This is a genomic window from Amorphus coralli DSM 19760, assembly GCF_000374525.1.
GTDB lineage: Bacteria > Pseudomonadota > Alphaproteobacteria > Rhizobiales > Amorphaceae > Amorphus > Amorphus coralli.
Genome location: NZ_KB894571.1, coordinates 567,888 through 590,721 on the forward strand (window position 1 = coordinate 567,888; position 22,834 = coordinate 590,721).

General features: G+C 67.5%; 19 protein-coding genes. 9 read left to right on the forward strand and 10 right to left on the reverse strand.

Annotation, left to right across the window (positions count from 1 at the left end):
- Positions 1-62: 62 nt before the first annotated feature.
- From C507_RS20610 to C507_RS0106810, 6 genes are all read right to left on the reverse strand, one after another.
- The gene (locus tag C507_RS20610; RefSeq protein ID WP_018698919.1) at positions 63-746 is read right to left on the reverse strand and encodes an outer membrane protein; all 684 of its coding nucleotides are present in this window, start codon (positions 744-746) and stop codon (positions 63-65) included.
- Positions 747-1,033: 287 nt separating this feature from the next.
- Positions 1,034-1,654 (reverse strand): outer membrane protein, encoded by a 621-nt coding sequence (locus C507_RS0106790; protein ID WP_018698920.1) that lies wholly within the window; start codon positions 1,652-1,654, stop codon positions 1,034-1,036.
- A gap of 275 nt (positions 1,655-1,929) precedes the next feature.
- A complete protein-coding gene (locus C507_RS0106795) occupies positions 1,930-4,251 on the reverse strand; it encodes a bifunctional diguanylate cyclase/phosphodiesterase (RefSeq protein ID WP_018698921.1) in 2,322 nt (773 codons plus the stop codon).
- Positions 4,248-4,616, reverse strand: coding sequence for a circadian clock KaiB family protein (locus tag C507_RS20615; protein WP_018698922.1), 369 nt, complete (start codon positions 4,614-4,616; stop codon positions 4,248-4,250). Before C507_RS20615 ends, C507_RS0106795 begins: the two co-directional genes overlap by 4 nt.
- Positions 4,613-6,157, reverse strand: coding sequence for an ATPase domain-containing protein (locus C507_RS0106805; RefSeq protein ID WP_018698923.1), 1,545 nt, complete (start codon positions 6,155-6,157; stop codon positions 4,613-4,615). Before C507_RS0106805 ends, C507_RS20615 begins: the two co-directional genes overlap by 4 nt.
- 154 nt (positions 6,158-6,311) lie before the next feature.
- Entirely contained in the window at positions 6,312-6,689 is a 378-nt protein-coding gene (locus C507_RS0106810) for a rhodanese-like domain-containing protein (RefSeq protein WP_026318910.1), read from the reverse strand.
- Between the two features lie 179 nt (positions 6,690-6,868).
- Between C507_RS0106810 and C507_RS0106815 the strand changes: the two genes are divergently transcribed.
- From C507_RS0106815 to C507_RS0106840, 6 genes are all read left to right on the forward strand, one after another.
- Entirely contained in the window at positions 6,869-7,774 is a 906-nt protein-coding gene (locus tag C507_RS0106815; RefSeq protein WP_018698925.1) for a hypothetical protein, read from the forward strand.
- Positions 7,775-8,027: 253 nt separating this feature from the next.
- Positions 8,028-8,801, forward strand: coding sequence for an ABC transporter ATP-binding protein (locus C507_RS0106820; protein WP_018698926.1), 774 nt, complete (start codon positions 8,028-8,030; stop codon positions 8,799-8,801).
- A gap of 11 nt (positions 8,802-8,812) precedes the next feature.
- Positions 8,813-9,517, forward strand: coding sequence for an ABC transporter ATP-binding protein (locus tag C507_RS0106825; RefSeq protein WP_018698927.1), 705 nt, complete (start codon positions 8,813-8,815; stop codon positions 9,515-9,517).
- A 39-nt stretch (positions 9,518-9,556) separates the two neighbouring features.
- Positions 9,557-10,417, forward strand: coding sequence for a branched-chain amino acid ABC transporter permease (locus tag C507_RS0106830; protein ID WP_018698928.1), 861 nt, complete (start codon positions 9,557-9,559; stop codon positions 10,415-10,417).
- Between the two features lie 34 nt (positions 10,418-10,451).
- On the forward strand, positions 10,452-11,396 hold the full coding sequence (locus C507_RS0106835; RefSeq protein ID WP_018698929.1) for a branched-chain amino acid ABC transporter permease: 945 nt from the start codon (positions 10,452-10,454) through the stop codon (positions 11,394-11,396).
- A 132-nt stretch (positions 11,397-11,528) separates the two neighbouring features.
- Entirely contained in the window at positions 11,529-12,908 is a 1,380-nt protein-coding gene (locus C507_RS0106840; protein WP_018698930.1) for an AmpG family muropeptide MFS transporter, read from the forward strand.
- Positions 12,909-13,292: 384 nt separating this feature from the next.
- Here C507_RS0106840 and C507_RS0106845 read toward each other — a convergent pair whose 3' ends face one another.
- The 3 genes from C507_RS0106845 to glpK all read right to left on the reverse strand — a co-directional run bounded on the left by C507_RS0106845 (position 13,293) and on the right by glpK (position 17,074).
- Positions 13,293-13,946, reverse strand: coding sequence for a DUF4136 domain-containing protein (locus tag C507_RS0106845; protein ID WP_018698931.1), 654 nt, complete (start codon positions 13,944-13,946; stop codon positions 13,293-13,295).
- Positions 13,947-14,133: 187 nt separating this feature from the next.
- Complete coding sequence (locus tag C507_RS0106850) at positions 14,134-15,339, reverse strand: ABC transporter substrate-binding protein (protein ID WP_210162099.1); 1,206 nt, start codon at positions 15,337-15,339, stop codon at positions 14,134-14,136.
- Between the two features lie 244 nt (positions 15,340-15,583).
- Positions 15,584-17,074: a glycerol kinase GlpK gene (gene glpK, locus C507_RS0106855; protein WP_018698933.1), complete on the reverse strand. Its 1,491-nt coding sequence runs from the start codon at positions 17,072-17,074 to the stop codon at positions 15,584-15,586.
- Between the two features lie 427 nt (positions 17,075-17,501).
- On the opposite strand from glpK, the gene C507_RS20620 reads away from it, so the two are divergent.
- The 3 genes from C507_RS20620 to C507_RS0106870 all read left to right on the forward strand — a co-directional run bounded on the left by C507_RS20620 (position 17,502) and on the right by C507_RS0106870 (position 22,114).
- On the forward strand, positions 17,502-19,700 hold the full coding sequence (locus C507_RS20620; protein ID WP_018698934.1) for an anthranilate synthase component I: 2,199 nt from the start codon (positions 17,502-17,504) through the stop codon (positions 19,698-19,700).
- Positions 19,701-19,835: 135 nt separating this feature from the next.
- Positions 19,836-20,927, forward strand: a complete 1,092-nt coding sequence (locus C507_RS0106865; RefSeq protein WP_026318911.1) for a tryptophan 2,3-dioxygenase family protein — start codon at positions 19,836-19,838, stop codon at positions 20,925-20,927.
- Positions 20,924-22,114 carry an aminotransferase class V-fold PLP-dependent enzyme gene (locus C507_RS0106870; protein WP_018698936.1) on the forward strand — a complete coding sequence of 397 codons (1,191 nt, stop codon included), beginning with the start codon at positions 20,924-20,926 and terminating at the stop codon, positions 22,112-22,114. Before C507_RS0106865 ends, C507_RS0106870 begins: the two co-directional genes overlap by 4 nt.
- A 296-nt stretch (positions 22,115-22,410) precedes the next feature.
- Here C507_RS0106870 and rpmE read toward each other — a convergent pair whose 3' ends face one another.
- Positions 22,411-22,635, reverse strand: coding sequence for a 50S ribosomal protein L31 (gene rpmE, locus C507_RS0106875; RefSeq protein WP_018698937.1), 225 nt, complete (start codon positions 22,633-22,635; stop codon positions 22,411-22,413).
- Positions 22,636-22,834: the final 199 nt, after the last annotated feature.

Consider the following 22,834-nt stretch of genomic DNA (forward strand, 5'->3'; position numbering starts at 1 on the left):
CGGCTCGACGGAAGGCCCGGGACGGGCCTTCCTGATCGAGACGGTCGGGATCGGGCGAGGCGTCAGAAGAAGTAGCTGACGCCGCCGCGCACGACGTTGGTGCGGGCATCCATGTCGATGGTGCCGACCGTCGGCCCCAGCGCGTAGAGCTCGTTGGAGTATTCGGTGAAGAGATACTCCGCCCTGACCACGACATTCGGCGTCACCGCCGCTTCGACGCCGCCGCCTACCGTGTAGCCGGTGTGGTTCGCCGCGTCGGTGTAGCCCGGCGTCTGGGCCCGCATTCGGGCGAAGGCAATACCGCCGGTCAGGTAGGGCTGGACGCTCGCCAGCATCGGAAACTGGCCGAAGGCCACGCCGATCCGGCCGCGCGCGGAGCCCGTCCAGTCGATGCTGCCGTTGATGGACTGGCCGCCATAGGAACGGGTCTCGTCGAAGGTGGTGGCGTCGAGGTCCGCTTCCAGGCCGACCACGAACATCGGCGTGATCATCGTGGAGACACCGGCATGGATACCGCCGGTGAACGCGTTCTCGTAGAGCGCCTTCTGGCCGGCATAGCCCGGGTCGACGGACGCGGCCGTCACGCCGGCATGGCCGCCGACATAGACACCGCTCCAGTCGAAACGGGTCGGCTCGGGCAGCGGCACCGGCTCGGCGAACACGACGTCCGGAAGATCTGCGGCGGAGGCGGCCGTCGTCATCGCTACCGCGATGGCTGCGGCCGAGAAAAGGCGAGAAGCAATCATACTCGATACATCCCTGATCGTCTCGATATGGCCCCCGCGACCGCCGATCACCCTGCCGTCCGCTTACTCCGGAAAGACGAATCGAGTGATGAGACCGATCGCGTGGTCAGGAATGTTTTCGCCGATAATTATAAAATTAAGGTTGATGCGCTGTTTACCTTAAGGAAATTAACGTTAAGCGCTGTAAACCATAATTGTGGCAAACAAAAAAGGCGCCCCGAGGGGCGCCTTCTTCGCAGCCTGGCCGGAGGGCACCGCGGCGTCATCGCCACGGCGCCGGAGCCGGATTAGAACTTGTAGGAGATACCGGCGCGGACGACGTTCGACGTCACGTCGATGTCGGTGGTCGTGCCGCCGAAGGTGTAGTCCTGGCTGCCGTAGTCGGCATACAGGTACTCCAGACGCGCCGTGACGTTCGGCGTGATCATGCCTTCGAGACCGGCACCCACGGTCCAGCCGGTGTGGGTGTTGGACTCCTTGAAGGCGCCGCTGGTCACGTCCACGTCGGCGAACGCGACACCACCGGTACCGTAGGCGAGGAACCGGTCGAAGGCGAAGCCGGCGCGACCGCGGATGCTGGACGTCCAGTTGATGTTGGCGTTGCCCGCCACACCCGGCTGGAACGTGCCGTCCTGGTCGAACGACGTGCCGTCGACGTCACCCTCGATACCGACGAGGAACTGCGGCGTGACCATGTAGTTGGCGCCGGCGTGGAAGCCGCCGGTGAAGGCGCTGCCGTCAGCGCCGTCGGTGCCGGTGAAGTCCGGATCGACGTCACCACCGATCCAGCCCGCATGCAGACCGAGGTAGATGCCCGTCCAGTCGTAGACCTGAACCGGTGCCGGCTGGATCGGAGCGCTGTAGGTCTCCTGGGGGAGATCTGCCGCGAGAGCCGGAGCCGCGACCATGCACAGGCCCGCTCCAGCGAGAGCAAATCGACGCAATACCATCATTGTAACCACCTTGCTGACACAGGTTTTTTGAAGGGGTGCTCTTCTGTCACCCTCGCCGGATCGATCGTCCGTGGACTGCCGGCTTGCGCGCTAACTGAACGCTGCAATCTGGCTTTCGTTTCGCTATCTGGTGACGAGATTGCGGCGAAGAAGCTTTGACCGGGTATCAGGGTCAACAAAGCCTTAAGCGTTGCAAAGCTGCATCAGGGTCGCCGGTGCGACCCGGCCCTTCAGCGTGCCGCGCCGCCGTGTGCGGGGGGAGACGGCCGCCGGCGTGGCCCGTGCGGCCACTGGTCGAGCAACGCCTTGAGCTGGTGCTCTTCCATCGGGCGGGCGAAGAAGTAGCCTTGGGCGAAGTCGCACCCGATGCCGCGCAGGATGTCGCACTGCGCTTCCGTCTCCACGCCTTCGGCGACCACGGAGCAGCCGATCTCGCGCGCGAGTTCCACGCACATCTCGACGATCTTCACGCTGTAGCTGTCGGTCTCGATGTTGCGGATGAAGCCCTTGTCGACCTTGATCTCGTGCAGCGGGTAGTTCTGCAGGTAGCTCAGCGACGAGTAGCCCGTGCCGAAGTCATCGATGGCGATGTTGAAGCCGGCCGCGCGGATTTCGGCGAGCTGGGCGATCAGCTTGCTTTCGTCGGCGAGCACCGATTCCGTCAATTCCACCACCAGCCGGTTCGGCGAGATCGCGTAGCGTTGCGTGGCGTCGAGCAGCTGCTGCAACACCGGCGTGGTGGAGAACTGCGCGCCGGAGACGTTCACCGAAATCGGGATCGGATCCACGGTCCGTTCTGCCAGTTCCGATGCGAAATGCGCGGCGCGGTCGATGCCCCAGTCCCCCAGTCCGCCGATGAGGCCCGATTCCTCGGCGAGCGGAATGAAGATCGCCGGCGATTGCGGGCCGTAGGTGGCGTGGTTCCAGCGCATCAGCGCCTCCACTTGCACGATCCGGCCGGAATGAAGGTCGACGATGGGCTGGTACTGGAATGTCAGCTCGTCGCGGGCGATGGCGTCGCGCATGCCGGCCACCAGACGAGCCCGCTGCTGGGTCGCGATGGCCATCGCCGGCTCGAAGCGGCGGACAGTCCCGGCGGCGGAGCGCCGCGCGTCGCTAAGCGCGATTTCCGCATTGCGCAGCAGGACCGCCGGCTCATGGCTGTGGATGGAGGAGGCCCACCCCATCGAGAAGCCGATGATGGTCCGTCCACCCGCCACGTTGAACGGCTCGGCCAGAAGAGCACGCAGCCGGTCCACCTCCGCCTCGCACTCCGTGATCGTGGCCGCCGTGAAGGCGTAGGCGAACTCGTTGCCGCCGGTGCGCGCCGACAGCCGGTTCAGGTCCGGCTCCGCCCGCAGGCGGCGAGCGATGGACGACAGGAGCCGGTCGCCCGTGTCCATGCCGTAGCTCTCGTTCAGCGCCCCCATCCCGCGCACATTGAGGAGCACAACCGCCACCAGGTGTGCGCCGCGCTCGAACAGCACCCCTTCCAGGTCGCGTTCGAGGCCAAGCCGGTTGCGGATTCCGGTGAGACCATCCTGGTAGGCGGCCTCGCGCATCTTGTTCAGCCCTTCCACCGCCTCCGTTACGTCGTGGGCAACGCCGGCATAGTGGGTCAGGATGCCGTCGTGCCCGTGAATCGGGGTCAGCGACAGCTCGTTCCAGAACATCGTTCCGTTCTTGCGGTAGTTGCGCAGGGTGACGCGCACGGCCCGCTCCTGGGCGATGGCATCGCGCACCAGTCCCACCGCCGGCTGATTGCGATCCGAGGCCTGCAGGAACCGGCAGTTCCGACCGAGCACCTCGTTCTCGTCATAGCCCGACAGGCGCAGGAAACCCTCGTTCACGTAGATGACCGGCTGCGTACCGACGGTCATGTCCACCACGAGCACCCCCTCGCGGATCGAGTTGAGCGCCTGTTCCTTCAGGCTCGGCAGGAAGGCTCCGCCCTCCTCGACCGTATCGATGAAGCGGCCGGTGATGTCGAGATGAACGCCGTGCACCAGCACCGCCTTCCCGGCAGCGTCGCGTTCGATGAAACCCCTGGCCTCGACACTGATATAGCGTCCGTCCGCCTTCTTGACCCGGTACACGTTGCGGCAGTCCGGAGCGCCGTTCTCGATGCACTGGGCCAGCGTCGATTTCGCCCGCTCGACATCGTCGGGATGGAAATGGGTGAACGCCGGATACCAGCCAGGATTGACCCTGCTGTCGCGCCCGAGGAGCACGAGTTCCGATGCACCCACATAGACCAGCTCAGTCGTGGGATCGTAGGTCCAGGTGCCGATGCGGCCGGCGGCCGTGGCCCGGGCGAGATCCCTCTCCGTGGCGGTTGCCGACCGCAGTGCCCCGACCAGCAGCAGCCCGACGGCCAGAAGCGGCAGCACGACGATCCAGACCAGCTCCAGGGCGCTGCCCAGAAGTCCGGTCAGCGGATCCGATCGCGTGCGGAGGAAGGCCAGGTACCAGGCCAGCACGCCGAGAGCTGTCAGAACAATCAGCAGCGATGCGGCGAGAAGGCAGGGCCTGGTCCGGTGGAAGGGTGTCATGGCTTGCCGCCCGCCGGCGCAGCCGATGTCTTGGATGGCACCCCGGACCCGACGAGCCCGTCGGCGAAACTCTTCAGGAAGAGGTCGAGTTCGTCCCTGTCTTCCAGATCGCCGATCAGCCAGAGACGCCGCTCGCGATCGGATGCGAGCAGGGACGGTGTCGCGACCACGCCGGATGCCAGCGCGGCGCGGGGGTCTTCGAACACGTCCACCACCCTCAGCCGTCCCGCCAGCGTAACGTGGTCCGACAGCGCGGCCTCGAGCGTCCCCTTCGCGCGGATGGAGGCGGGGTGCGATCCACCCACGAACAGGGTCAGGTGAACCCCGCCAGCCTCGCGCCCCGGACCACTACGGTTGTCGGTCATGGCGCTTCCCCGGCCTTGTCGTTCTGATCCGGCGCACCCTGCTCTCCGCGAAACAGCGGATCGCGCTCGATCTCGCTGATCTCGTCGCGCAGGCGCTGCCACCGGCTGCGGATCGCCGCCTGGTCGCCGCGCAGCCCCTCGCCTCTTGCCAACGAGGCGAGTGAGATCCCGGCGTCGCCGAGCACGAGCGCGCTGACCTCGCTGGAATGCGCTGTCCCGCGCGCCTTGACGATGGACAGCTCGCGGACCCGTTCGCCACCGACACCGGCATAGCTGAGCTCGATCCAGGTATCGGCGATCGCGGATATGCCGCTGAGGCTCTGCTGGCCGTCGTGGGCGCCAGGATCGAGCAGGCTGGTGACCACCACCGTCGATCGCTGGCTCTTGAGCAGCCGGAAGAGGCGCTCGAGAAGCTGGTCCGCGTCCGGGTCGTCACTGCCCGCCTTCACCAGCGCGGAGATGGGATCGACGACAACCCGGCGCGGCCGGAAGGCCTCCACTTCGCGCAGCACCGCGAGATAGATCTCTTCCGGCTGGGCCGTTCGCGGCATCAGGCTCAACGAACGGATCAGGCCGTTGCGCGCCGGCGTCTCCAGGTCGATCCCCACCGAGGCGACGTTCGCGGCGATGCGCTCGAACGGTTCCTCGAAGGAGATGCAGAGCCCCTTCTCGCCCTGCTCGGCCCCGGCCACGAGAAAGGCTGAGGCCAGCGACGTCTTGGCCGTGCCCGGCGCACCGGAGACCAGCAGCGCCGTGCCGCGAAACACCCCCCCGCACAGTCGGTGATCCAGGTCGGCCACCCCGGTTGAGATCCGCTCGCCGAGATCGGGAAGCGCCTCGTCGTCGATGGTCACGGCGTCCGCGATGGAGAATCCTGCCCGATCGATGACGAATGGATGCAGGCCAGGCCGGGCCTGGGTGCCCCGATACTTGATGACCGTCGCCGACCGGCGGCCGCGCAGGGGGCCACCGCCGTTCTCCAACTGCAGCACGCACTGCATCGCGTACTGCATGAAGACATAGTCGGGGTCGCGCGGTCCGTCGCGCCGCTTCACCGTGATGAGGGCGGTAAGCGACAGGTCGGACAGCGTATCGAGCAGGTGAAGGAACTGGCGGCGACGGGCGAGCGGACTCGGCAGCAGGTCCAGAAGCTGGTCGATACCGTCGAAGACGACGAAGCGGACGCCGTATTCCGTGATCATCGCGCTCAGCGAGGCCATCAATCCGTCGAGGCTGAAGCTGCCTGCGAAGGCGGCCCGGGTGGTGGACTGTGCGTCGAGAAAATGAAGGCGCTTGCCGACCAGGGCCTCGTTCGCCCAGTCGAAGGAGCGCGTGTTGGCAACGATGGAGGCCGGGCTTTCCTCGAACGCCACGAATAGTGTCGGCCCGTCGTGCCCTGCCCAGTGCGTGGCGATCTGGCTGGCCAGCACCGTCTTGCCGACACCTGGGCCGCCGGTGATCAGCGTCGCGGCACCGGCCGGCACCCCGCCTGCCAGGATGGCATCCAGTCCCGCGGTTCCCACCGAAACCTTCTGCGGCATGCCATCCACGATCGACTTTGCCTCCTTCGCCTCCCGAGCCGAATATCCACCCGGTTCAGGATCCGTCTGTTTCGGGCCACGTCCGTCCAAGGTCGGTGGTCCGGTTGTGGGCGGTCAACGCTTTCCAGAGCGTAAACCTGCCGAAGCGTGGCGGTCAGGGCTTGGCGACCATCGACCCTGTCGCCGGATCGACGGCGAGATAGGCAAGCCCGGCACTCTTCCACGCGCCGAAGCCGCCGTCCATGTGGGCCAGCTGCGTGATGCCCGCCGCCGCGCACGCCTCGGCCACCTTGCGCGAGCGAATGCCGGACCCGCAGTGAAACACCAGTGCCTTGTCCGACTGGCCCGGCAGCTTTTCGGCATCGAAGGAGGACAGCGGCAGCAGGAGCGCGCCCTTGATGTGCTCGAACGCGAACTCTGCCGGCGTGCGCACATCCACCAGCACGATCTCGTTGCGGTCGAACCGTTCCGCCACCTCTTCGGGCGTCAGGATCTCCAGCGTTGCTTCGCCGATCGTTTCCGTCTTCGCCATGGCCGTGCACTCCTTCTTCACATCGAACACATCCCCGGTCAGGGTGATGGAAACCGACAGACCGTTCCACTCTAACGCCTCAGGACCCCTGACGATCCTTAGCCCGCCATAATTCAGGGGGCACCGTCTCCACGCCGCGCGTCCTGCGGCGGCCACCCCGAATGCAAGAACCGGTCCCCATGCCGTCTCAGATCCGTGCGCTTCCCAGGCGCTCCTCCGCCCTCGTCGCCCTGGTGTGCAGCGGCCTTGCGCTTGCCGCGTGCGTGCCCCCGTCGTCGTCCGGTGGCGGCAAGAGCCGGCTCTTTCCCAATGCCGGCGGCTGCCTGACGGCGGATCAGCTTCGCGACGGCGACGGCGATATCCGCCGCCATCCCTCGCTCGCCGGCCCGAACCGCTGCGTCACCGAGCAGACATTCGAGGAGCGCGGTCGCACCTGGACCGTCCAGACGATCCGCAACACCGCCCGGTCCGGGCCGCTCTGGGTCCTGCCCCACGACGACGAGCAGGCGGCCGTGGAGACGCTCGCCTACGCGCTCGAAGAATACGGCGGCACGGCCGTTCTGGTGGAGACCGGCGGCCGGCGGACCAACCGCGGCACCGACCCCAATCGCGCCTTCGATGCCGGCCGGTCCCGCTGCACCTCCGGCACGCCTGCGACGCGCTACGTCGCCGCGATCCTGTCCCAGCGCCGCTGGGGCGCGCCGGTGATTGCGCTGCACACCAACGCGCCCGGCATCGGCGGCCGCCACGGCGGCGGCTCCGTCTCCATCCGCGCGCCCGGGCGCGACGCCACCGCCTATCCCGGCACCGGCGCCAGCGGCCGTTTGGCGAGCGAGGATTCCCTCGTCATCACCGCCGTTCTCAAGGGCGACGAGGCCCGAGCTGCTCCCCTGGTCGAGCGCCTGACCGCGCGCGGCGTCAACGTGATGGTGGAAACCACCTCGGCCCGAAGCACCGACTGCTCCCTCTCGCACTACGCCGCCCTCGCCGGCATCCGGCCCTACCTCAACATTGAGGTCGCCGACGGCGACGCCGACACCCAGCGCCGGATGCTCGATATCGTCATGAAGGAGCTGGGAGAATAATTCCGGGAGGCCGGCGTCTCAGGAAACCTGATCCCGCGAAACACTTTCTACGAAAGGTTTTCCTCAATCGGAGGAAAAGCTGGGAACCGTCTAGTCCCCGCGCTTGTCATTCGCCGGGAAATTGCGTACCCCCCTCGCCGTTCCGGCCCGTCGCCCGCGCGGCGAGAGGCACGGAATGCACGCGGGCTGGACTTGCCGACCGGACTCCGACACGCTGCCCGCGCATCGCCTTGTCGCCTCCAGGGAGACCCGCTTGATCCGGATCGAGGACGTATCGCTTTCCTTCGGTGGAATCCGCGCCGTCGACGGCTGCTCCTTCGAGGTGGCGGAAGGGTCCATCACCGGTCTCATCGGCCCCAACGGCGCCGGAAAGTCGACCCTCTTCAACATCGTCGCCGGCGTCCTCAAGCCCGACAGCGGCCGCATCGTCTTCGACGGCGAGACCATCACCGGCCTGCCGCCGCACGCGCTGTTCCATCGCGGCCTGGTGCGCACCTTCCAGATCCCGCACGAATTCTACCGGATGACCGTGCGCGAGAACCTGATGATCGTGCCGCCCGAGCAGACCGGCGAGAACCTGTTCTCCTCCTGGTTCCGCTGGGGCCAGGTGCGCCGCCAGGACGCCGAGATCGCCGACAAGGTCGACGAGGTCTTGGCCTTCCTCAACATCGCCCACGTGGCCGACGAGCTGGCCGGCAACCTGTCGGGCGGCCAGAAGAAGCTCCTCGACCTCGGCCGCACGATGATGACCGACGCGCGCATGGTGCTCCTCGACGAGCCCGGCGCCGGCGTCAACCGCACGCTGCTCGGCGCCATCACCACCGCGATCCGGCGCCTCAACGAGGAGCGCGGCTACACCTTCTGCCTCATCGAGCACGACATGGACGTCATCGCCGAGCTCTGCGACCCGATCATCGTGATGGCGCAGGGCAGCGTCCTGACCAGGGGCACCATGGCCGACATTCGCGCCAATCCCGCTGTCCGGGAGGCCTATCTCGGCCATCCCGAGACCGCCGAAGCGGAGTAAGAAGACCAACAATGGCTCTCCTCGACGCCACGGACGTGACCGGCGGCTACGGCGGCGCCGACATCCTCTGCGGGCTCAACCTCACCCTGTCCCGCGACGAAGTCGTCGTCATCGTCGGGCCGAACGGCGCCGGCAAGTCCACCTTCATGAAGGCCGTGTTCGGTCTGGTGAACGTGCGCGCCGGCTCCATCGTCTATGACGGACGCGACATCACCAACAACAAGCCGGAGGACATCGTCGCCCGCGGCATCTGCTACGTGCCGCAGGAGCGCAACGTCTTCCCCTCCATGAGCGTCCAGGAAAACCTGGAAATGGGTGCCTTCATCCGCAAGGACGACTGGCGCCCGCAGATGGAGAAGATCTACGAGCTGTTTCCGCGGCTGGCGGAACGCAAGAAGCAGCCGGTCGGCCAGATGTCCGGCGGCGAGCGCCAGATGGTGGCCATGGGCCGCGCCCTGATGCTGGAGCCCAAGCTGCTGCTGCTCGACGAGCCCACCGCCGGCCTGTCGCCCAAGTTCATCGACGAGACCTTCCGTCAGGTGAAGCGCGTCAACGCGCTCGGCGTCGGCATTCTCATGGTCGAGCAGAACGCCAAGCAGGCGCTGGCCATCGCCGACCGCGGCTACGTCTTCTCCAGCGGTCAGAACCGCTTCGAGGACACCGGCCGCGGCATGCTGGCCAACAAGGAGATCGCGGAGATGTTCCTTGGCGGCTGAGGCAACCCTGACGACCCCTGCGATGGAGCGGCGCCGCTAATGGAAGTCCTGCAGCTCGTCGTCTACGGCATCGTGACCGGCTCGATCGTTGCGCTTGGCGCGATCGGCGTGTCCCTCGTCTTCTCCATCCTGCGCTTCGCCCACTTCGCCCATGGCGACGTGATGACCGTCGGCGCCTACGGCGCGCTGGTCGGCGTCACGCTCATCGGCGTCACGCCGATGGTGGCGATCCCTGTGGCCATCCTGTTCGCCGTGGTCGCGGTGCTGGTGGCGGAGTTCTGCCTCTACCGGCCGCTACGCTCCAGCCATCCGGTGATCCTGCTGATCTCCTCGTTCGGCTACGCGCTGATCCTCAGGAGCGCGATCCAGCTCGTCGCCGGCCCGGCCCCGCAGGTCTTCAAGTCGGGCATCCAGATCCCCTACCGGTTCGGCGAGATCGTCATCCGGCCCGACCATTTCTGGATCGTCGGCGGCACCATCCTCATCATCGTGGCGCTGCACCTGTTCCTGTCGCGCTCCAAGTTCGGCAAGGCCATGCGGGCCATGTCCGACAACATGGACCTCGCCCGCATCTCCGGCATCCCGGCCTACCGGATGATCCTCATCACCTGGGTCATCGCGGCCGCGCTCGCCGCCGTCGCCGGCGTGTTCCTCGGCATGGACACCCGCCTGCACCCGGTGATGGGCTGGCGCCTGCTGCTGCCGGTGTTCGCCGCCGCCATCCTCGGCGGCATCGGCCGGCCCTACGGCGCCATCGCCGGCGGCTTCATCATCGGCATCTCCATGGAGCTCTCCACCATGGTGATCGACCCGGGCTACAAGCACGCCGTCGCATTCGCGCTCCTGGTGCTGATGCTCATCATCCGGCCCACCGGCCTGTTCCGGGGGACCTCGCTGTGACCCGCCCTCATCCCCTTCAGACCGGAGACGCGCCATGGAGCTGAGCGGCCTTTTCGGCTACCTCGTCTTCTTCCTGTCGACGGTTTCGATCTACGCCATCCTGGCGCTTGGTCTGAACGTCCAGTGGGGCCTGACCGGACAGATCAACATCGGCATCGCCGGCTTCTTCGCCGTCGGCGCTTACACCACCGCGATCCTCACCGCCGGGCCCAACGCTGCCCACGTCGGCGGCTTCGAATTCCCCTTCGTGGTGGGCGCGGCCGCGGCCATCGTGACCTCGGGACTGATCGCCGTGCTGATCGGCATGATCACGGTCAATCTCAGGTCCGACTATCTGGCCATCGCCACCATCGGCATCGCCGAGATCATCCGCTTCGTCTTCCAGAACGAGCAGTGGCTGTCGCACGGCGTGCGCGGCATCTCCGACATTCCCCGCCCGTTCCACGACGGCCAGGGCTCCGGCTATGTCTTCCTGGCGCTGGTGCTCGCTTGCGTGGCGGTCGTCTACTTCCTGGTCGAGCGCGCCCGCCTCGCCCCCTGGGGCCGCGTCCTGCGCGCCATCCGCGACAACGAGGACGCCACCGAGGCCGCCGGCAAGAATGTCCGCCTGTTCCGCCTGCAGGCCTTCGTCTTCGGTTCCGCCATCATGGGCTTCGCCGGGGCCCTCTACGCCCACTTCATCGGCTTTATCTCGCCGGACGCCTTCGAGCCGGTGTTCGCCACCTTCATCGTCTGGGCGATGCTGATCGCCGGCGGCTCGGGCAACAACAAGGGGGCCATCCTCGGCGCCATCGTCGTCTGGCTGGTCTGGTCGGGGACCGAAACGCTGGCCGCCCGGCTGCCGCCGGAATACGCCACCCAGGCCAGCGCCGCGCGCGTGCTCCTGGTCGGCGTGCTTCTGGAACTGGTGCTGCTGCTGCGTCCCCAGGGGATGCTGCCGGAAGAACGGCCGAGGCCGATCGCGCGGCGCAAGGACTGACCGCGCGCTCCCGCCCGCCGCTCCGGCGATTTCGGCGTCAGCCTCTCTCGCGCCATCGAATCGGCTACGGTCGCGTGTTCCGGCCCCCTTCGGGCCGGGCGCGCACCGCGCTGATCCCGGCGGAGACCAGGCATGACCACCGGCGACCTCTCGAAGGCTGACCTCTCCCGCGCCCAGCGCCTGCGCGCCGCCATCGCGGTGTTCCTGCAGCCGCAGGTGCTGATCATCCTGTTCCTGGGCTTTGCCTCCGGCCTGCCACTGGCGCTGTCCGGGTCCACCCTGGCGCTCAGGATGGCCGACCAGGGCGTCGACCTGTCCACCATCGGCCTCTTCTCGCTGGTCGGCATCCCCTACACCATCAAGTTCCTCTGGGCGCCCATCGTCGACGCGACCCGGGTGCCGGTTCTGTCGCGCCTGCTGGGGCGCCGGCGCGGCTGGCTGATCCTCTCCCAGCTCCTGCTGATCGCCGCGATCCTCTATCTCGGCTGGCTGGATCCGACGCTCACGCCCTGGGCCGTTGCACTCGGGGCGGTGCTGGTTGCCATCGCGTCCGCCACCCAGGACATCGTCATCGACGCCTTCCGGGTGGAAAGCCTGCCGGACGAGGAACAGGCCGCCGGCATGGCCTGGTTCGTCTCCGCCTACCGGGTTGGCATGCTGGCCTCCACCGCCGGCGCGGCCCTGCTGGTCACCGCCCTGCAGGTGCGCGGGTTCGAGCTCGCCGATGCCTGGGGCTGGGCCTATGCCGGCATGGCCGCGCTGGTGCTCGTCGGCATGGTCACGACGCTGCTGGCCACCGAACCGGACCACGCCCACACGCCGGGCGAGGAGCACCTCGGCGAGATCCACGACCGCCGCGCCAACCCGGTGATGCGCGTTGCCGTCACCGCCTACGAGGCCTTCCACGAATTCCTGACCCGCAAGGATGCCGTCGTCATCCTCCTGTTCGTGGTGCTCTACAAGTTCTGCGACGCCTTCGCCGGCGTGATGACCGCGCCGTTCGTGCTCGACATCGGCTTCTCCAAGGCCGCCTATGCCGGCATCGTGAAAGGGGTCGGTTTCGCCGCCGTTCTGGTCGGCGGTTTTGCCGGCGGCGCCATGGCCAAGGCCATGCCCATGTACCGGGCGCTGTGGATCGCCGGCCTGCTGCAGATGGCGTCCAACATCGTCTTCTCCTGGCAGGCGATGGTCGGGCCGGAACTCTGGGCGCTGTCCGTCACCATCGCCGTGGAGAACTTCACCGGCGGCCTGGGGACCGTGGTCTTTGTCGCCTACATCTCCAGCCTGTGCACCGACGCGCGCCACACCGCCACCCAGTACGCGCTGCTGGCCGCCCTCGCCGCCGTCGGCCGTACCGTGCTCGCCGCCACAGCCGGCTACGCCGCGGAAGCCATCGGCTGGGTGTTCTTCTTCGGGCTCACCGCACTCGCCGCCCTTCCCGGCCTGGCGCTCCTGTGGTGGCTCGGCGGCAGGGGGCATTTCCGGAGCGCGCCCAGACCTGCCGGGGAATGAGGCACGCGCAGTCGACTTCCGCTCACTCCCGCGAAAGCGGGAGTCCATAGGGCCTCTCGGCAGGCTCGGGCGGAGTGATGGGTTGTACGGATCGGCTACCCCCGCCGAGGTCTTCCTCAAACGCCTGTTGCGCTCCGAATGTGAACCCACCTCCCGACTTTCGTCGGGATGAGCGGAGGATTTGGCTGGCTCAGGCCTTACCCCACACTCCGCTCATTCCGGAGAAGGCCGGAATCCAGTTCGGGCATCAGAGCAGCCTGGAAGGGTGAGTGTATGGGCGCAGCCATCGGCAACGGGCCTCATCTCACCCGGCCAAAACCAGCCGACTCGGCAACGAGATTCCAGCCTTCGCTGGAATGAGCGGAGATATTGGTGAGGCCCCCCTCAGCACTGATCCGTCTGCGGCAGCGTCACGGTGCCGGTGCGCCCCTGCGGGAAGTTGGACAGCAGCGCCCGGATCATCGGCATGGCCACCGGCGCGAACACGCCGCAGGTGCCCTGGCTGACGGCCTTGCCTTCAAAGACCTTCTTGCCGGTCCTGGTGTCGATCATGTCGATGGAGGCGGAGCGGGTGAAGATCGTCTCGGTGCGAATGCCGGCGGAGTAGCCGACCACGCCGAAGCGCGGCCCGAAGCCCCAGCCATAGCCGCCGTAGGGGCCGGGCCCGTACCAGCCGCCGCCGTAGTAACCGGTGCCGAAGCCGGGGCCGTAGACGTAGCCCCATTGCGGAACGAGATATTGTGTGGTGACGCGCTCACCCTCATCGACGGCGAAGCCGAAGAAGGCGACAAGCCGCGCCTGCTTGCGGCTTGAGACCCGGGTAAAGCCCTTTTCCGCCAGCACGCCGGCGAGCGTCGCCGCGTTGGTCTGCCAGGGCAGCGTGTCGCCGCCCATCCCCTTGTAGGGGGCGATATAGACCGTCTTCGGCACGATCGTCGCCGAGATCGCGGAATAGGCATCGACCTGGGTCTGTACCTGCTGGCAACCCGCCAGGGCGGCAAGCGCCGCCACCAGAACCAGAACCCTGAAAACGCTCATCGTCGCTTCGTCCCGAGATTGCCGCACCGCGTTTGCCCTGCCCGGCCGTCTGCCGGCCCGCGTCCCGCCGCGCCGTGGCCGCGCTGTCCATCGCAAGGGCGCACAAGGAAAAGGCGCGAACCGTCGCCGGCCGCGCCTTCCCCAAGACCATGCGAACCCGGCGGGTTTGTGGCCCGCCGGATGGCGCTTACTTGCTGGTGTCGATCATGTCGCCGTCGACGATCTTGCCGTCCTGGAACGACCACTGGCCGATCGTGCCCGGCACGTCGCCGTTCTCGTCGAAGTCCTGGGATCCGGCGGCCCCTTCGTAGTTGATGTCGGTGCCGGCCTTCAGGAGCTCGACCGCCTTGGCGTACTCGCCCGGGCCGACGACCTCGCCCGGAGCGCTGGCCACGTCGCGAAGCGCATCGCGGATCGCGGTGCGGTCGTTGGAGCCCGCCTTCACCGCGGCGAGCGCGATCAGCATGGTCGCGTCATAGGCGGTGTCGATGTAGGGCAGCGGCGGCAGATCGCCGTGCTTCGCCTTGTAAGCCTCCTGGAACGCCTTCAGGCCGGCGCTCTCCGGCGAAGCCGGGACCGTGCCGTAGGAGCCGTTCATGTAGTCGGCGCCGATCTGCTCGATCACCTCGGGCGCCTTCATGCCGTCGGTGAAGATGAACTTGTCGAAGTAACCGCCCTCGAGCGACTGCTTCAGGATGACCGTGCCGTTTTCCGGGTAGGCAACGAGGAGCAGCGCCTCGGCGTCGCCCGACTTGGCGCGCTGCAGCTCACCGCGATAGGACGCCTGACCCTGCTCGAACGGGATCGACTCCGCCACCGTGCCGCCGGCTTCCTCGAAGGCGCTGGCGAAGGCGTCGGCCAGGCCCTGGCCGTAGGCGTTGTTCACGTAGATCGTGGAGACGGCGTTGACGCCGTTGTCCTTCACGAGCTTGGCCAGCGCGATGCCCTGGAAGGCGTCGGACGGCACCGTGCGGAACAGGAAGTCGTTGTCCTTCAGCGTGGTGATCGTCGGCGAGGTGGACGCGCCGGAGATCTGGACCACGCCCTCGCGGCTGGTCACCGAGGTGGCCACCGGGATCGTCACGCCGGAGGAGAGCGCACCCACGATGCCGTGCACGCCCTCGACGTTCACGAGCTTCTGGGCGGCGTCGACGCCGGCCTGCGGGTTGGTCTGGGTATCGGCGACGATCACCTCGACGTTGCCGCCGGCGGCGTTGATCTCTTCGGCGGCGAGCTGGATGCCGCTGAGGTCGGCCTCACCATAGGCCGACAGGTCGCCCGTCATCGGCATCAGCGCGCCGATCTTCAGGTCCTGGGCCAGCGCCGGCCCGGCGAACGCGACCGCCGTCACGGCGGCAACGGACACGGCCGTCATCCAACGATTGATTGCCATCTAACACTCCCTCCTGATGTGGCCGGGTTGCGTGACCGCAAGCCTTGAGCAGCCCCTTATGCGGTTGCAGGGGTCCCGACCGGGTGTGAGCCATTTCTAGCGGATCGCGGGACACTCCGAAAGGGTATCCGGCGGCGCCCGACCCGGTTCCCGGGTTGGCGTTAACGCGCCTTGCGGCCGTCGCTTTCGCGGCCGCCTCGCGCCGCCGGTCCGTTTGCGCGCGCGGCCCACGCAACCTTGCGTTCTACCGTCCGCTCAGCGTTCGCTGCACGGCCTCCCGCCAGCCCGCGACACGGCGGTCGCGCTCCGCCGCCTTCATCTTCGGTTCGAAGCGGCGGTCGCGCGCCCACATGCGCGAAAACCCTTCCTCGTCGGGCCAGACACCGGCCGCATGGCCGGCAAGCCAGGCGGCCCCCAGCGCCGTCGTTTCCGGGATCTTCGGCCGGTCGACGGGCGCGGCGAGCAGATCGGCGAGGCGTTGCATGGTCCAGTCGCTCACCGCCATGCCGCCGTCGACCCGCAGCACCGTCGCCTTGCCGCCGGTGTAGTCCTCCAGCATCGCGGCGTAGAGGTCGCCGGTCTGGTAGCAGACCGATTCCAGCGCCGCGCGGGCAAGCTCGGCCGGTCCGGTGCCCCGGGTCAGGCCGTAGATCGCACCGCGCGCCTCCGCATCCCACCACGGCGCCCCGAGCCCGGTGAAAGCCGGCACCAGGTAGACCTCCTGATGCTCGTCGGCGCGGGCCGCGAGCGGCCCCGTCTCGGAGGCGGAGCCCACAATGCCGAGCCCGTCCCGCAGCCACTGGACCGCCGCCCCGGCCACGAAGATCGCGCCTTCGAGCGCATAGCGGGTGCGGCCGCCCTGGCGCGCGGCGATGGTGGTCAGCAGCCGGCTGGTGGAGGTCACCGGCTCGTCGCCCGTGACCAAAAGCACGAAGGCGCCGGTGCCGTAGGTCGCCTTCATCATGCCCGGCTTGAAGCAGGCCTGGCCGATGGTCGCCGCCTGCTGGTCGCCGGCGACGCCGCGGATCGGGATCGCCGCACCCAGGAGATTTGGCTCGCTGGTGCCGAAGTCGCCGTCGCAGTCCAGCACCTCCGGCAGCATGGAGCGCGGCACGCCGAACAGCGCACAGAGCTCGTCGTCCCACTGGTTCTTGTGGATGTCGTAGAGCAGCGTGCGCGAGGCGTTTGTGGCGTCGGTGGCGTGCACCTTTCCGCCGGTCAGCCGCCAGATGATCCAGCAGTCCACGGTGCCGAAGGCGAGCTTTCCGGCCTCCGCCGCCTCCCGGGCGCCGTCCACGTTCTCCAGGATCCAGGCGATCTTGGTGGCGGAGAAATACGGGTCGAGCAGCAGGCCGGTGCGCTCGGTCACCAGCGGTTCGGCGCCCTCGGCCCGCAGTTTTTCGCAGATTTCGTGGGTGCGCCGGTCCTGCCAGACGATGGCCGGCGCGATGGCCCGTCCGGTCTCCCGGTCCCAGACGATGGTGGTCTCACGCTGGTTGGTGATGCCGATGGCCGCGATGTCCTCCGCCTCGGCCCGGGCCTTGGTGAGGGCGTCGCGGGCGGTGCGGAGCGTGGTGTCCCAGATCGCCTCGGGATCGTGCTCCACCCAGCCCGAACGGGGATAGGACTGGTCGAACTCCTCCTGGGCGACGGCCGCGACCCGGGTCGGGCTCGCAAAGATCATCGTCCGGCTGGAAGTGGTCCCCTGGTCGATGGCCAGGATCAGGTCCGCCATGGCGCGCCTCCCGTCGCTCGTGTGCGCTCGTGTTCGAGGCAGAACCTATCAGGCAGACGCCGGCGCGCCAGAGCCACCGCGCAAGGCGCCGACGCGTGCCGACCCTCTGCGCAGAATCGCGCAGGATTGCGCACGTCTGCGCAGCGTTCTGGTTGCGCGTTTTTGCGCGGTCGCCTGCGTGCGCGGTCGGGCTGCTCTCCAGGCCGGAACGCCCCCCCTCACATCCTCAGTTGCAACCTTTGCCAAGGTTGCGTAACGCTATTGCCCATGATGACGAACGGGACCTTCCTCACCGCGCGCTGGTGGCGCACCGCTTCATTGGCGGTGCGGTAGGGAAGACTTGCCCGATTGACCGTGCCGCCCGGGACCGACCGGCGGCACAGAAGTCAAACTGTCTCCGATCGTCCCCTGACCGGGAGCTTTGACGATGCGGACGACTGCAGAAACCCTCTACGAGACGGCCGGCGGCATTGCCGTCAGGCGGATCAGCCACGAGCTCGCCTACGGCGACGCGACGGGCTCCTACATCGCAAGGCTCGATGCCGAACGCGGCTGCGTTTTCTCGTCCACCTACGAGTATCCCGGCCGTTACACGCGCTGGGACTTCGCGCTCGTCAACCCGCCCGTGTCCATCGAGGCCAGCGGCTATGACGTGACGATCTCGGCGCTCAACGAGCGCGGTCGGGTGCTGCTGCCCGCGTTCTCCGCTGCGGTGGCCGACCTGCCCTTCATCGGCGACATGGTTGCCGACGGCGACCGGATCGCGCTGCGCGTGATGCCCTCCGACGAGGTCTTTCCGGAGGAGGAGCGCAGCCGTCAGCCGTCGGTCTTCTCGGTCGTGCGCGCGATCATCGCCCATTTCGAGAGCCACGAGGACGACAAGCTCGGCCTCGCCGGCGCCTTCGGCTACGACCTCGTCTACCAGTTCGAGCCGATCGAAAAACGGGTGACACGTGAGCCCGGCCAGCGCGACCTGGTTCTCTACTTTCCCGACGAGATCCTCGTGGTCGACCACTACGGCCGCTCCGCCACAACCTATTCCTACGACTTCACTGTGGACGGCCATGCCACCCACGACCTGCCGCGCGACGGCGAGGTGCGGCCCTACGTGCCGGATCTCGATGCCAGCGCGGAGGGCGATCACCGGCCCGGCGAATATGCCCGAACCGTGGAGAAGGCGTTCGACCGCTTCGCCCGCGGCGAACTCTTCGAGGTGGTTCCGAGCCAGGTGTTCCGGGAAGCTTGCACCGCGTCACCGGCGGCCGTCAGCCGCCGACTGACCGAGATCAACCCCAGCCCCTACGGCTTTCTCATCAATCTTGGCGAAGGCGAGTACCTCGTCGGCGCGTCGCCGGAAATGTTCGTCCGGGTGACCGGCAAACGCGTGGAAACCTGCCCGATCTCCGGCACCATTCCGCGCGGCCGCGACGCCATCGAGGACGAGGCCCAGATCCGCCGGCTGCTCAATTCGGAGAAGGACGAGACGGAGCTCACCATGTGCTCCGACGTGGACCGGAACGACAAGAGCCGCGTCTGCGTCCCCGGCAGCGTGCGCGTTCTCGGGCGCCGCCAGATCGAGATGTATTCAAGGCTGATCCACACCGTCGACCATATCGAAGGCGCGCTGCTGGAGGAGCGCGATGCGCTGGATGCCTTCCTGTCGCATGCCTGGGCGGTGACGGTGACCGGCGCGCCGAAGCGCTGGGCCATGCGCTTCATCGAGGAACACGAGCGTTCGCCGCGCTTCTGGTATGGCGGCGCCGTCGGCCTCCTCAACTTCAACGGCGACATGAACACCGGACTGACGCTCAGGACCGTGCGCATCAAGGACGGCATCGCGGAGGTGCGCGCCGGCGCAACGGTTCTCGCCGATTCCGAGGCAGATGCGGAGGAGAAGGAGACCGAGCTCAAGGCCTCCGCGATGATTGCCGCGATCCGAACCGCCGGTACCAACGCCGGGCCGGAGACCGAGCCGGCCGAGACCGAAGCCGTTCCCTCGCGCCGGGTCCTGCTGGTGGACCACGAGGATTCCTTCGTGCACACGCTGGCGAACTATTTCCGCCAGGCGGGCGCCAAGGTCACGACCCTGCGCGGGCCCATCGACGAGGCGACCCTGCGTCGGCTCGACCCGGAATTGGTGGTGCTGTCGCCCGGGCCCGGCCGGCCCGCCGACTTCGACTGCGCCGCAACGATCCGGGCCGCGCGGTCCTGCGGCCTGCCGCTCTTCGGCGTCTGTCTCGGCCTGCAGGCGCTCGTCGAGGCCTTTGGAGGATCCCTCAATCAGCTGTCCGTGCCGGTCCACGGCAAGAGCTCCCAGGTGACGCAAACCGGGGCCTCACCGCTTTTTGCCGGCCTGCCGGAGAGCTTCGCCGTCGGCCGCTACCATTCGCTCGCAGCCGACACCGCAAGCCTGCCGCCGGAGCTGGCCATCACCGCTGTCAGCGAAGACGGAACGATCATGGCGATCGAGCACGTCCACGCACCGGTCGCCGCCGTCCAGTTCCATCCGGAATCGATCATGACACTGGCCCAGGACACGGGCATCCGGATCGTCCGCAATGCGCTGCGCCTGGCCGAGGCGAGCGGACAGTCCGGATCCGTGCTGGAAGCGGCCGAAGGACGCTGACGCGGGAGCGCACATGGGGCGCCCGCTCGCTGCCCCCATGCCCAGCCGGGCAGCCGGACCCGCAAACATTTTAAGCTTAAAGCTTTTCCTCAGGTCGGATAGGCTGCGAAGACAGTCCGAACCCAGGTGAGCATCATGGCGTCCTCAACCGGAACCGAGATCGGCTATGCCGACTATCTGAGCCTCGACAAGATCCTGAACGCTCAGGACCTGCAGAGCACCAAGGTCGGGCGCGAAGCCCACGACGAGATGCTCTTCATCATCATCCACCAGGCCTACGAGCTCTGGTTCAAGCAGATCCTGCACGAGCTCGACCGGGTCCAGGACAACTTCTCCCACGAGACCGTCGACGACTGGCGGATGGGCCAGATCCTGCACTCGCTCCTGCGGGTGAACGAGATCATGAAGCTGCTGGTCCACCAGATCGACGTCCTGGAGACCATGACGCCCCAGGACTTCCTGGAGTTCCGCGATCTCCTGACGTCAGGCTCGGGCTTCCAGTCGCTGCAGTTCCGGCTGGTGGAAACCCGGCTCGGCCTCGGCCCGGAGCACCGGCTTCTCTACGACGGCACCGGCGTGCACAGCCGGCTGAAGTCGGCGGAAAGCGCGGCCCTTTCGGAGGCGGAGGGCCGTGCATCGCTGATCCATCAGCTGGATGCCTGGCTGTCGCGCACCCCGTTCGTGAAGGCCGGCAGCTTCGCCTTCTCCGAGGCCTACCGCAAGGCGGTGCTGGACTTCCTCACCAAGGACATCCGGACCCTGCGCGCCCACCGCGGCCTCGACGAGGAACAGCGCGAAGCGGAGGCCAAGGCGCTGGAGAAGGCGCAGGAATCTTTCAAGGCGCTGTTTGAACCCGACGCGCACCAGGGCGCCTGGCGGATGTCGCCGGAGGCAGTGCAGGCGGCCCTCTTCATCACCGTCTACAACGACCGGCCGGTGCTGCACGTGCCGAGCCGCATCTTCCAGACGCTCATGGACATCGATGAAACCATGACCCTCTGGCGCTACCGGCACGCGCTGATGGTACAGCGGATGATCGGCGTGAAGATCGGCACCGGCGGATCCTCCGGCCACGACTATCTGAGGCAGACGGCGGAGAAGCACCGGATCTTCTCCGACCTGTTCCAGCTCTCCACCTATCTCATTCCGCGGTCCGCCCTGCCGACGCTGCCGCGCGAGGTCGAGCGGATGATGCAGTTCGTCTATTCCGAGGAGCCGACGGAGTGAGCCTCGACCTGACCGCCCACTTCAGCCGCTTTCTGGATGCCGCTCCGGAGCGGATCCACCTGGCCGCCCACAGCCATCATTTCTGGCCGGACGCCAGCGAGGACGGACAGCAGCGGGCCTGGAGCGACGCCGCCCTCTACGCCGATCGCAAATGGGACCGGGTGTACGGAGACATCGTGCCGGCGGTGCGCCGCGGCATCGCCAACCGCCTCGGCCTGCCCGATCCGGGATCAATCGCGTTTGCGCCCAACACCCACGAGTTCGGCAAGCGGCTTCTCTCCTGCTTCCCGGCCGACCGGCCGGTGCGCATCCTCGCCTCCGACGCGGAGTTCCACTCCTTCACCCGGCAAATGGCCAGGCTGGAAGAGGACGGGCTGGTCGAGGTGGAGCGAATCGCGGCGGAACCCTTCGACGACTTCGGCGAACGCCTGGCGGCCGCCGCAGCGGCCGGTGGCCACGACATGGTGTTCGTGAGCCAGGTCTTCTTTTCGTCCGGTGCCATCGGGCCGGACATCGAGGGCCTTGTCGCGGCCGTTCCCGATCAGAAAACCTTCATCGTGGTCGATGGCTATCACGGCTTCATGGCGGTCCCGACGGACCTTTCGGCGGTGGCTGACCGGATCTTCTACGTTGCGGGTGGCTACAAGTACGCCATGAGCGGCGAGGGCTGCTGCTTCATGCACTGCCCGCCCGGCTACGGCGAACGGCCGCGCGACACAGGCTGGTACGCCGCTTTTTCAGCCCTGGAGCGCTCGGACGGAGGCGTCCCCTACTCTCTCGACAGCGACCGCTTCCTCGGCTCCACCTTCGATCCGAGCGGGCTCTACCGGATGGCCGCCGTGTTCGACTGGATGGACGGGATCGGCCTCTCGGTGCCGACGATCCACGCCCACGTCATGGCGCTGCAGGAGCGCTTCCTGGCGGGGATCGCAGAAGCCGGCGTGACGTCGCTGACCGACGCCCGGCTGGTCACACCCGTCGGCGCGGGCGTGGAACGCGGCCATTTCCTGACCTTCGAGACGCCCGAGGCACCGGCCCTCTTCGAGCGGCTGCTGGAGGCGGGCATCGTGACCGACGTGCGTGGCGAGCGGCTGCGCTTCGGCTTCGGCTGTTACCATACCCAGGCCGGGATCGACGGGGCGGTGGCCGCCATCGCCACCTTGCTCGCTCCGGCCGACGCGACGTGAGCGGGCGCCGAGGCGCCCGTTAACCCTGTGTTAAGGTTTCCAAACTATTGAACGGATCATCCAGCCCGCTGGATCCGAGTGGATTTCCACTCCGTTTGACGCCTCCTATACCGACTTCAGAGCCGCCCACAGTAGGCGGCTCTTTTTTTGTCCGCAGCGCGCGCGGACCGGTCGGACAAGGGGCGTCGGCATACCCGTTCAGCATCGCCAACGCGAAAAGGCGCGGTCGGAGGATCCGATCGCGCCCATCAGCCGGCTCTCGTGCAGTCGTCCCGGCCGGAGCCCGGCCGGCCCGATCAGTTGCCGAGGATGCCCTTGTACTTGTTCTTGAAGCGCGACACGCGGCCACCGCGGTCGAGCAGGCGGGTCTCGCCGCCGGTCCACGCCGGGTGCGTGGTCGGGTCGATATCGAGGCGGATCTCGTCGCCTTCCGCACCGAACGTGGAGCGGGTCCAGAACTCGGTGCCGTCGGTCATCACGACCTTGACCCGATGATAGTCGGGATGGATGTCTTTCTTCATCGTTCGCTTCGCCTGATCGCGCAAAGGGCCTTCATCCGAACCGGCCGCTGCCGCCCGGACGCCGACGAGAGCAGACCTTGCGGCCCTCAGCTCCAACGTCGCTTGGGATTTCGGAATGGCCTCAGCCTCAGCGGGGATGATCCACGCCCGCGACGCTGCGCCACAAGGGGGCCGATATAGCCCGCCAGGCCTGCCCGCG

Excerpts from the sequence above, each read along its gene's own strand:
- C507_RS0106850 (WP_210162099.1), bottom strand. The coding sequence starts at position 15,339 with ATGGCAATCAATCGTTGGATGACGGCCGTGTCCGTTGCCGCCGTGACG.
- C507_RS0106830 (WP_018698928.1), top strand. The coding sequence starts at position 9,557 with ATGGAAGTCCTGCAGCTCGTCGTCTACGGCATCGTGACCGGCTCGATC.
- rpmE (WP_018698937.1), bottom strand. The coding sequence starts at position 22,635 with ATGAAGAAAGACATCCATCCCGACTATCATCGGGTCAAGGTCGTGATG.
- C507_RS0106865 (WP_026318911.1), top strand. The coding sequence starts at position 19,836 with ATGGCGTCCTCAACCGGAACCGAGATCGGCTATGCCGACTATCTGAGC.
- glpK (WP_018698933.1), bottom strand. The coding sequence starts at position 17,074 with ATGGCGGACCTGATCCTGGCCATCGACCAGGGGACCACTTCCAGCCGG.
- C507_RS20615 (WP_018698922.1), bottom strand. The coding sequence starts at position 4,616 with ATGACCGACAACCGTAGTGGTCCGGGGCGCGAGGCTGGCGGGGTTCAC.
- C507_RS0106805 (WP_018698923.1), bottom strand. The coding sequence starts at position 6,157 with ATGCCGCAGAAGGTTTCGGTGGGAACCGCGGGACTGGATGCCATCCTG.
- C507_RS20620 (WP_018698934.1), top strand. The coding sequence starts at position 17,502 with ATGCGGACGACTGCAGAAACCCTCTACGAGACGGCCGGCGGCATTGCC.
- C507_RS0106840 (WP_018698930.1), top strand. The coding sequence starts at position 11,529 with ATGACCACCGGCGACCTCTCGAAGGCTGACCTCTCCCGCGCCCAGCGC.
- C507_RS0106790 (WP_018698920.1), bottom strand. The coding sequence starts at position 1,654 with ATGGTCGCGGCTCCGGCTCTCGCGGCAGATCTCCCCCAGGAGACCTAC.
- C507_RS20610 (WP_018698919.1), bottom strand. The coding sequence starts at position 746 with ATGATTGCTTCTCGCCTTTTCTCGGCCGCAGCCATCGCGGTAGCGATG.
- C507_RS0106810 (WP_026318910.1), bottom strand. The coding sequence starts at position 6,689 with ATGGCGAAGACGGAAACGATCGGCGAAGCAACGCTGGAGATCCTGACG.
- C507_RS0106845 (WP_018698931.1), bottom strand. The coding sequence starts at position 13,946 with ATGAGCGTTTTCAGGGTTCTGGTTCTGGTGGCGGCGCTTGCCGCCCTG.
- C507_RS0106795 (WP_018698921.1), bottom strand. The coding sequence starts at position 4,251 with ATGACACCCTTCCACCGGACCAGGCCCTGCCTTCTCGCCGCATCGCTG.
- C507_RS0106815 (WP_018698925.1), top strand. The coding sequence starts at position 6,869 with ATGCCGTCTCAGATCCGTGCGCTTCCCAGGCGCTCCTCCGCCCTCGTC.
- C507_RS0106835 (WP_018698929.1), top strand. The coding sequence starts at position 10,452 with ATGGAGCTGAGCGGCCTTTTCGGCTACCTCGTCTTCTTCCTGTCGACG.
- C507_RS0106825 (WP_018698927.1), top strand. The coding sequence starts at position 8,813 with ATGGCTCTCCTCGACGCCACGGACGTGACCGGCGGCTACGGCGGCGCC.